The 10,394-nt window shown below is 54.8% G+C and carries 7 protein-coding genes; all 7 read left to right on the top strand.

The window, feature by feature from the left end; translation table 11 throughout:
- The first annotated feature begins 333 nt into the window (after positions 1–333).
- Positions 334–6,498 carry a putative Ig domain-containing protein gene (locus OXF42_03775; protein ID MCY4047214.1) on the top strand — a complete coding sequence of 2,055 codons (6,165 nt, stop codon included), beginning with the start codon at positions 334–336 and terminating at the stop codon, positions 6,496–6,498.
- 89 nt (positions 6,499–6,587) lie between these two features.
- Complete coding sequence (locus tag OXF42_03770) at positions 6,588–6,998, top strand: hypothetical protein (protein MCY4047213.1); 411 nt, start codon at positions 6,588–6,590, stop codon at positions 6,996–6,998.
- A 12-nt stretch (positions 6,999–7,010) separates the two neighbouring features.
- On the top strand, positions 7,011–7,136 hold the full coding sequence (locus tag OXF42_03765; protein ID MCY4047212.1) for a hypothetical protein: 126 nt from the start codon (positions 7,011–7,013) through the stop codon (positions 7,134–7,136).
- A gap of 2 nt (positions 7,137–7,138) precedes the next feature.
- Positions 7,139–7,951, top strand: coding sequence for a tryptophan synthase subunit alpha (gene trpA, locus OXF42_03760; protein ID MCY4047211.1), 813 nt, complete (start codon positions 7,139–7,141; stop codon positions 7,949–7,951).
- Positions 7,948–8,991: a DHH family phosphoesterase gene (locus OXF42_03755; GenBank protein MCY4047210.1), complete on the top strand. Its 1,044-nt coding sequence runs from the start codon at positions 7,948–7,950 to the stop codon at positions 8,989–8,991. Before trpA ends, OXF42_03755 begins: the two co-directional genes overlap by 4 nt.
- Before the next feature lie 24 nt (positions 8,992–9,015).
- Positions 9,016–9,771, top strand: coding sequence for a hypothetical protein (locus OXF42_03750; GenBank protein ID MCY4047209.1), 756 nt, complete (start codon positions 9,016–9,018; stop codon positions 9,769–9,771).
- 6 nt (positions 9,772–9,777) lie between these two features.
- On the top strand, positions 9,778–10,394 hold a 617-nt coding region (locus OXF42_03745; GenBank protein MCY4047208.1), incomplete at its 3' end, for an endonuclease III.

The raw sequence follows: 10,394 nt of genomic DNA, 5'->3' as shown, positions 1-10,394 counted from the left end.
GAACCGTTCTTTGATCCGCACCCCTCAATTGATTGGAGATTTTTTCGTGGCAGGCATCATGATATCCACGTTAGACCCCATCTCTTGTCCACAGGGGCGAGGAGTGGCAACTGGCATCTAAGCTACTCTGTTTCTCCTTCGCTTCCTCCGGGGTTGTCTTTTAGTTACTACGCTGGATGGTACCGTATTTACGGCACCCCAACCGTTGTACAGTCGAGGAAGGCATACACCTTAATAGCAACAGATAGGGATGGGAGTACGGCAACATTGCCTTTCCATATTACGGTTGAAGAAGATTCAGTTCCCGACTTTAGCACGGCGGGTACAGTTGATATGACATTCAAGTCTGGCATAGAGGTAACATCCTTTCAGCTTCCCAAACCCAACGGCGGCAATAGTCCTTTGGAGTACTCAATAATCTCCGGCACCTTTCCTGACCTGAATTTTAACATCTACACAGCCATCCTTAGTGGCATCCCAATAGCGCAAGCAAAAACCCAATACATAATGAGGGTAAAGGACTTTCATCTGGAGACGGATGACTACACTTTTCACCTCACGGTTGAGGGTCCCTCATTTGGTTCGGAACCACCTATTGAACAAACATTAGTTGCCAACAAGGGAATAACCCCCTTTCAACTGCCCGAAGTGGATGCGTCTCTTGGTGTCAATGTTGTGGAACCCGTAACCTATTCAACCGACCTGCCTCCGACATTCACTCTTGACCAATCTACACGCATGGTCAGCGGCACACCCGACACGGTGAAAGGAAGAACCAAATACACCCTGACGGCAACCGACGGGAATGGAGCCAAAGCTTTTTATGACTTCTACATTACGGTTGAGGCTCTCGCTTTTGAATCATCGCCCGAAATTGACAAGACATTCATAGCCAGAACACCGATAGAACCCTTTGAACTGCCCGCCGCAGAAGGCGGTGACGGGGTAGTAACTTACGCAATAACCCCCGCTCTGCCCTCGACTCTGACATTTAACCCGTCCAACCGAATGGTTAGCGGCACACCGGACACCGCGCAACCAAAAAGGAGATACACCCTGACGGCAAGCGATGGCACGAACACGGATACTTACGATTTCCACATTACGGTCAGGGGTCTCTTCTTTGACTCTCCGCCCGTAATTGACAGAACACTAATTGCCAACATAGGGATAGACCCTGTTTTACAATTGCCCTCCGCGACCGGCGGCGCCGGAATTTTGACTTATGCAATAAGCCCGTCCACCCCCCTGCCATCGGGATTGAGTTTCGACGGAAACACGCTCCGCATTAGCGGTACTCCGACTACCACTCAAGCAAGAACCCCATACATAATGACTGTGGAGGACAGTAGCGGGAACAGGGCGACTTATACTTTCCATATTGGAGTTGAAGGACTCTATTTTCTCTCTCCGCCCGAAATTGATGTGAGATACATTGAAGGTTCGGAGATAGACCCTATTTTACAACTGCCCGCCGCGACCGGCGGCGGAACTTTGACCTATACTGCAACCCTGCCTGACGGATTGAGTTTTGACGAAAACTCACGCATGGTCAGCGGAACGCCAACCACCGCCCAGCCAAGAACCGAATATACCCTGACGGCAACTGACGGCGGGAATGTTGCGACCTATACTTTCCACATTACGGTTGAGGCGGATGAACAACCCGCCTTTGTTCCGTGGCCCGAAATTGATGAGACATTCCTTGTCGGCATAGAGATAACGCCCTTTGAATTGCCCTCCGCAAGTGGCGGCAACGGGGGAGTGATTTACTCAATCACCCTGCCTGACGGGTTGAGTTTTAACACGGGGACGCGCATGGTCAGCGGCATACCGACCACGGCGCAGGGAAGAACCGAACACACCCTGACGGCAACGGACGGGGACAGGGATATGGCAACATTTTCCTTTCACATTACGGTTGACCCAAACACACCGCCGGACTTTGATTCTGCAAGCGCAATCAGCAAGACATACAGTCAAAGCGACACCGGAGACTTGCAACTGCCCGAAGCGCAAAACGGCAACGGGCGGCCTTTGACTTATGAGTTAATTCCTTCCCTGTCTCCGGGATTAAGTTTTGACAGCGACCGCCGCATCGTTGCCATTGACTACAGTTTCGCCAATTTCCCGGAGGCGCAAGGGGAAACCACCTACACCCTGATTGCGAGGGACGGCGATGAGGATACGAGCGCCGGGGATACGGGCGCGTTTCCTTTCACCATTACTGTTAAAGACATAGCGCCTGACTTTGGCTCGCAAACCGTGGATGAGGAACTTATTCTCGGCAGACACGGCAGGGTTGACCTGCCTTTTGCCACGGGCGGCAACGGCGAAATAACCTATACAATAAGTCCTGCTCTCCCTATGTGGTTAAGGTTTATTTCATCCGCTCATGTTCTTGACGGTACACCGGACACCGTGCAGGAAAGGACAACCTACACTCTGACGGCAATGGATAGAGACGGAGATACAGACCAAATGACTTTCGCCCTTGCAGTTGTGGATACCGTGGTGGACCCGCCACCGGTGCGTCCGCATCTGTTGACCGTCTCTCCCGCCACCCCGTCCGTTGCCGAAGACAGCGGGACTTTAACCTTCTCCCTTTCTCTTTCCCCGCCGGCAACGGAGATGGCAGAGGTTTCCTACAGACTCTCTGATGACACGGCAACTCACGGCGCAGACTACACGGTTTCGGTTCCTTCAACCGAAACGTCGGGCACGTTAACTTTTGCTCCGGGCGATTCATTGAAAACGATAGTGGTCTCGCTTATAGACGACACAGAAGATGAGGCCGATGAGGAGATGTTCAGTCTGGTACTCAGCTCGCTGACACTCGCCAACCCTTACTTACCTATAGAGTTTGTGGGTAACATGGTAACCATAAGCAGCGTTGCCACCACCAAAACAGTTGTTGCCACAATTAGAGACAATGACGGGAACACACAACCCGTATTTGCCTCGTCTCTCCCTATAGACAATACATTTTCCGCCCATAAAGAAATAACTCCCTTTCAACTGCCCGAAGCGACCGGCGGCGACGGGGCTTTGACCTATTCAATAACCGGCAGTCTGCCTGCGGGATTAATTTTTGACCCTGACACCCGCACGATTAGCGGCACACCGACCGCCGAACAGGGGAGAACCGAATACACCCTGACAGTGGGAGACGGCGATGGTGATACAAGCGCGGGGGATGAGGATACCTTTAATTTCTACATCACGGTTGAGCCGAACGCTGTGCCTGACTTTGGTTCTCCAAGCGCGATTATCCATACATTCACACCGTCTAATATAAGAGCCGGGTTGGATTTGCCGACCGTGCCCGTTGAGACCGGCGGGGACGGGGATTTGACTTACGGGATAACTCCCCCTCTGCCTTCGGGTTTGTTTCTTCACGGCGGACTGCACCGGATTGTTCGCAACCCCGGCTACGGCGCCTTTCCACTCGCGCAAACGGAAACAACTCACACCCTGACGGCAACGGATGAGGACGGGGATGCTGCCACATTCACTTTCATCATTGCGGTTGAGAACATAGAGCCGGATTTTGGCTCGCGCACCGCAGATTTGACATTCGTTCGCGGCGGTTACCTAAGCGCCGCACTGCCAGCCGCAACCGGGGGCAACGGCAGAATACACTATTCAATAACCCCCTCCCTCCCTGACGGGTTGCGTTTCGGTGAATCCCACACCATTGAGGGCATACCGACCGCCACTCAGGTGAGAACCGTCTACACTCTGACGGCAACGGAGGAAGACAGGGATGCGGACATGGCCACAACAACTTTCCATATTACAGTTGTGGACCCGCAACTGACGGTTTCTCCGCCCTCTCCGGTGGTCATCGCCGAAAACGCCGGAACGCTGACTGTCTCCCTCGCTCTCTCGCCGCCAATACCACAGACGGTAACGGTTGACTATGCCCTCACCGGCGGCACTGCAACGCACGGCGCGGACTACGCATTTATTGAACCGACCCCTCTGACATCAGGCACGTTGGTTTTTGCTCCCGACACCGCATCACAAACAATAGTGCTCTCAATTACTGATGATTTTGAAGACGAGGGCGAAGACAACGAGACAATCCGGATTGAATTCAACAACCTTTCTTCCGCCGCCGTGTTTCCGGGCGAAGTGTCGGGAATAATAAGCGCCGTTCAAATTGTGGATAATGACACAAACACAGCGCCCGTATTTGTGTCGCAACGTGCGATTGAAGAGACATTGATTGTTCATACTGAGAGACCCTTCCCGCTGCACGAAGTGAGAGACGGCAGCGGCAATGGAGAAATAACTTACTCAATAACCCCCGGCCTGCCGACGGGATTGAGTTTTGACCCCGACACACATGCTATTACCGGCGTTCCGACAGTCCTGCAAGGTCCGACCGAATACATACTGACGGCGGGAGACAGCGACGGGGATACAAGCGCGGAGGATACGGCCACATTCACTTTCACCATCACGGTTGAAGAAGACAGGCAACCCGTCTTTGCGGAGGAAACATTGGAGGTAACATTTGTTCGCGGCAACTACAAACTGATTCCCCTGCCTACGGTGGAAGGCAACGGCGACATAGGTTATGCAATAGACCCTTCTCCGCCTTCAGGGTTGCGTCTCAGCGTCTTGAATGTTCTTCACGGCACGCCGGATGCCGCGCAATCAAGGAGCGAATACACCATCACGGCAAGGGATGAAGACGGGGATATGGACACGATGACCCTCTATATTACGATAGAGGAAACGCCGCAGTTGACCGTCTCCGCCTCCTCTCCCACTATCGCCGAACACGGCGGCACGTTGACTTTCTCCATTGCTCTTGACTCCGCAGCGCCGGAGACGGTAACGGTTGACTATGCCCTCACCGGCACGGCGCAACCCGGCCCGGACTACACGATTGACGCCCCCTTAACTTCTGCGGCGGGAGTGCTGGTGTTTTCTCCCGGCAGCGCGTTGCAGCAAACTATTGAGTTGTCAATTGTTGATGACAAAACGCATGAGAAGGACGAGACCGTGATTTTGACACTCGGTAGCCTGACCGTTGCGGAGTTTCCGGGCGGCGCGGGCTCAATTACAAGCGTTGTCACAATCACCGACAATGACGAAGACCCGAACGCATTTATTCGGGAGGTGAACGCTCAGGTATTGCCGAAGATTGCCATGACGATTGCCTCCGAGACGGCGGGAGCCATACGGGACAGAATAAAGGAGGCGTTTTCAGGCGTGAGTAGCGGGGTATACGTCAGGGGCGGTGGCTGGCGGCAGTTTCTTGCGGCGGAGGCGTCTCGCGACAATGAGCGTGCGGAAATGCCGGACATCAAACTGTCAGACCTTGCATTCGCGCTTGCGGCGGACGATTGGGGCGATTCTGATTACGATTATGGCGGCGGGTCAATGGGTTTCCGGGCTTGGGGGCGCGGATACTACCACGATGTTGATTTTGGCGGAGACATAATCTTTGACGGCGGCATCACGGGCGGCATGGTCGGAGTTGATACCATGATAATGTCCAATCTGCTGACCGGAGTGTCCGCGAATCTGTTCAATGCGGACATAAATTTCAGCAGAAGCGGTCTGACACCGCGCGCGCATGACACTACGGCGTGGAGCGTCCACCCGTACATAGGTTGGCGTCCTCTTGCCCGAACCACCGTTTGGGGGACGGTGGGCTACGGTATGGGAGACATTAAGGTTGAGGGCGAGGAGGAGAACTGTACGAATAACTGCCACAACAGCGATATAAACCTGTTGACTGTGGGGGGTGGCGGAACCGTTCTCATAGGCAATGTTAAATTCGGTTCGGGGCGTGTGAGCCTTGATATGTTGGGTGATGTTGCGCTTGCCCGCATATCGGAAGGCAGTTCCGGCGGTCTTGAGTTGGATGCCGGTGTGGCGCGTTTCGGGATTGAGATGGGTTATGGTCGGCCTCTTGGTCTGAACGGCAATCTTGGCGGCGACATAGGTCTTTCATACCGGGCGGACTTTGGAGATATAAAGAGCGGAAGCGGTCTTGAGGCCGGGGGCGGTCTCAATATCACCATACCGGGGGCGGGTTTGCGTTTTGAAGGGAACGGTCGGGCGCTTCTTTCAGGCATAGACAGCGTGGATGAGTGGGGTTTTTCGGGCGACATAATATGGTCATACAACAGCGATAACGGGACGGGACCCTACATTATATTCCGGCCTGAGTGGGGAGCGACCAATGACAAGCGCGATGATCTTTGGGAGCGGGGTGTTGCGGAGTTGGGAGTTACCGAAGATAGCGGCGGGCAACGTTACGTTATGGAGGCGGGCTACGGAGTTGCGTTAATGGGCGACAGCGGAGTAATGACATTTTTTGCCCGCAATGAGATGGAGGGCGGAGAGGCGGCTTCACAGTCCGGCGGATTGGACATAGAGATGACAGGCGGCTTGAGCGTTGGTTATGAGACCGTTTCCCGAACAAGTGAACAGCCTGAACATCGGGGCTACCTGCGCTACGCCGGGAAGTTTTGACGGGGTTTCACTCCGCGCAGGAATTTCCGGCATTGAGTTATGCTTACTGCGGGAATCTGTAGGGTATCAAGTTTAAGGAGGTAATCATGTTGAGGGAACACAGGAGAAGAAGTTTGCCGGAAATATACGCATTGGCGGTTTGTTTTGTCGCCGCCATCGTTTTGTCAATTTCAACGATTATGATTTTATCCAATATGGCGCAAATAGCGGCTCCGGAGTTTTTCATGAGTCCGCACCTTGCCCGTCACTACCAATCCAACCACAGTTACCGGCTGTATCTGCTTGACCGCGGCATGACGAAAGCGGGTGATGAGGCGGACCTCACGCGTCTGCGCCAAGAGGAATACGCCGATGTGGTGAGTGGCGAGCGGCGGCGCGGATATCAAAGCGTTGTCCGGAGCCTGATAGTGGTATTCGTTCTGGCAATTGTATTTGTTTTGCACTGGAGGCTTGCGCGGCGTCTGTCGCACAAATCGGGCGACCCTACGGCATCCGGTTGACTGTTTGCGCTTGTGGACAGGCGGGGAAAGTGTCCGTTTGCCGGAACTTCCCTTATTGACCCCGCGCCTTTTACGGATATAATCCCGCCCGTCTGTTTGGGGCTTGCGGACACCTCGCCGGTTCCGGCGTCTTTCTGACAATGACAACTGCAATAGCGAAAAAATTCTCCGAAACGAAGAAACGGAACAAAGCCGCCCTCGTGTGCTACCTGACGGCGGGAGACCCGTCTCTTGAGGCAACCGAACGCATTGCTCTCGCCATGGCGCGCGCCGGGGCGGACATCATTGAAATCGGCGTTCCGTTTTCAGACCCCATGGCGGACGGGCCTATAATCCAGAGGGCGTGCGAAAGAGCGCTTTCCTCCGGCGCCACACTCGGCGGCATTCTGCAAACGGTCAGGAAAATCAAAGATTCGGCGGACGTTCCCCTTCTGCTTTTCGGATACTGCAATCCCTTTTACCGCTACGGAACGGACAAACTCGCAAAAGACGCCCGCGCCGCCGGGGCGGACGGGGTTCTTGCTGTTGACCTTCCGCCGGAAGAGGCGGGCGGCTTTCATTCCAGCCTGCGGCAAAACGGACTGGACGAGGTGTTTCTGCTCTCTCCCAACACAAACGACAGCAGAATAGAAGCAATTGCCAAAATGGCGGGCGGTTTTGTGTATCTGGTTTCGGTAACGGGTGTTACCGGCTCCCGCCCCGATATGGACTACTCCGGGGGCGGCGGCCTTGCCGGACTTGTTGAGAAAATACGGGAAAAAACCAATCTGCCGGTGGGAGTCGGCTTCGGAATTTCAACGCCGGAGCAGGCGCGGAAGGTCGCCGCTTTTGCCGATGCGGTCATAGTGGGAAGCGCAATAATGAAGATGGTTGAAGACGGCGCGGAGCCCGGGGATATCGGCGGGTTTGTGTCCGCCCTGTCCGCCGCATGTGAAAGGGGGCGGGAACTTTGAGCAAATCCGTTGTCCGCAAACTGAAAGACGCGCACGAAGGCGCGGACAGAATCCTTATCCTCTTGCACGACCATCCCGACCCGGACGCGATGGCAAGCGCGCTTGCGCTGCGGGCGGTGCTCGGCAGAAACAAGCAGACCGCGACCATAGGGCATTTCGGCGCGGATGTCTCGCGTCCGGAAAATGTGGCAATGGCCGACTTGCTTGAGATAGATGTTACGCCGCTTGCCACGGAGCAGGTTTCGGATTTTGACTCAATAGCGATGGTTGATGTTCAGCCGCCTTATTTCGGAGACCTTTTCCCCCGCGTGGACTCGGTCATAGACCACCACCCGAAAACCGGCAAATACAAGGCGGTTTTTTCCAGAATAAGCCCCTCGGAGGGGGCCACCTCCACGATAATGACCGGACTGCTCAGGGCATCGGACATTGAAATATCCGAGCGTCTCGCCACCGCTCTGCTTTACGGCATCAAGACGGACACTTTTTCCCTCACGCGGGACGCGGATGACGATGATGTTGAGGCGTTCACTTTCCTTTACAAAAAGGCAAACCTCGGACTGCTCAGAAAAATAGAAAAGGCGGAAATTCCCTCTGATGAATTGACGGTTTTCGGCCGCTCCCTTGCCCGTCACCGGATTCGTAACAATGTGCTGTTCATCAATCTGGGGAAGGTAACGCGCGAATACATGATCCCGAAAATGGCGGACTTCTGCATGCAGGCAAAGGATGTTGAGTGGGTGGTTTCGTTCGGCATCCTTAACGATGTTTATTTCATCGCGTCTCTCCGCAATGTGGGATACGTCAAGAGCGCGGGCAAAGTGGCGCGCAGCATATTTCAGATGTTCGGCCCGCCGGGCGGGGGGAACATCAGGAAGCAAAACGGAGAAGCCGTCCGCGGCGGAGGCGGCGGGCACAGGTCGGCGGCAAAGGTGGTTATTCCGATGAAGGAGATGAAAAAACATCTCGGCGGCGTTTCTCAGGCAAAGATAAGCAAGTGGATATCCGACACAGTTATAGAGCGGATTGGAGACGGCTGACCCCCGGCGCGGTTATAATGTTTTGTGGCGCAGAGCACTCTCATCATTTATGACTCCATAGAGTCCGCCCCCGCGGACGAGCGCCTTTACTGGCAGTCATACATAGACTTTTATGAGCAATACTGGGGAGGCCCGATGTCGCCCTTCGGTATATGGTTCGGAAACGAATACGAAAATTTCCGCAAGGCGATAGCGGAGTTTCTCTCTGTTGAAAAGGACGCCGTGCGCGACTGTTTTTTCATCAGAAGCGAAGAGGGTCTTTTTGTCTGCCCCCTGTCCGCCGGGGAAAACCGCAACATACTTTCGTGCGAAAATGCCGTTCCGCTTGAATGGTTTGCCGCCTTTGACGAGTCCGGCAGGCGCAACTTTTATTCTCACTGGGGGTTCAGTTCAATCCACTACAACACAAGGGTGGGAGACGCGCGGGAGAGGCTGGCGGCGGCCTCCGGCGCGATATCCCGCGCCCTTGAAGAGGCGGGAAGCGGGGGGAGCGCCGCCGCAATTGAGAGGCTGGACGGCGGCATCCGGACAATGAGCGATTGGTTTTCGGGGCGGGACGGCGGCGGATATGCGGTTTTGAATTACGGCGATGTGTGCTCGGTTCTCAACCCGCAGTCGCTTGACAGGGAGCGGTCGGTTGAGCAGCTCTCCGAGGCGCTTTCTCTTCTCGGCGGCGGAGAGAGGGAGCGCGCCTGTGAAATTCTGTCGCGCCTTGAGCGCAAGTGGGACGACCTCCGCGAGATGTGCGCCGCAGCTGCGGGACAAAAGCCCCTTCAGTGATTTGCCGTGAAAAAGACCGGAACTTTCAAAGACTCTGACATTCCAAAGGTCATCGGTGTCTTAAAAAAGCGGTCAACTGAGTGGAATCCGCCGGTGATGAGTCTTGTGTCCGTTCACGGCGGCGACCCGTTCAGGATTCTTGTGTCAACAATTTTGAGTTTGCGCACAAGGGACAAGGTTACGGCGGAGGCGTCAAAGCGGCTGTTTGCCGAGGCTCGCACTCCGTCCGCAATTCTGGGTCTTGGCAAAAAGCGGCTTGAGCGCCTCATCTATCCGGTCGGGTTTTACAGAACCAAGGCGGGGAACATCATCAAACTGTGCCGGCGGCTTGAGAGCGAGACGGGCGGGAGAGTTCCCGACACGATAGAGGGGCTTTTAAGTTTTGAGGGCGTGGGAAGGAAAACCGCAAATCTGGTGGTAACGCTCGGCTACGACAAGCCGGGGATTTGTGTTGATATTCATGTTCACAGGATTTCAAACCGTCTTGGGTATGTTTGCACAAAGACGCCGGAGAAAACGGAGTTTGCCTTGCGCGAAAAACTGCCGCGAAGATACTGGAAGGAATACAACGGGCTGATGGTGGCGTTTGGTCAGACGATTTGCAGACCCGTCCGGCCTTTGTG

It is taken from the genome of Candidatus Dadabacteria bacterium, from assembly GCA_026708565.1.
Lineage (GTDB): Bacteria > Desulfobacterota_D > UBA1144 > Nemesobacterales > Mycalebacteriaceae > Mycalebacterium.
The sequence above is the reverse complement of the archived record's forward strand: the minus strand, read 5'-3'. Positions and strand labels throughout refer to the sequence as shown.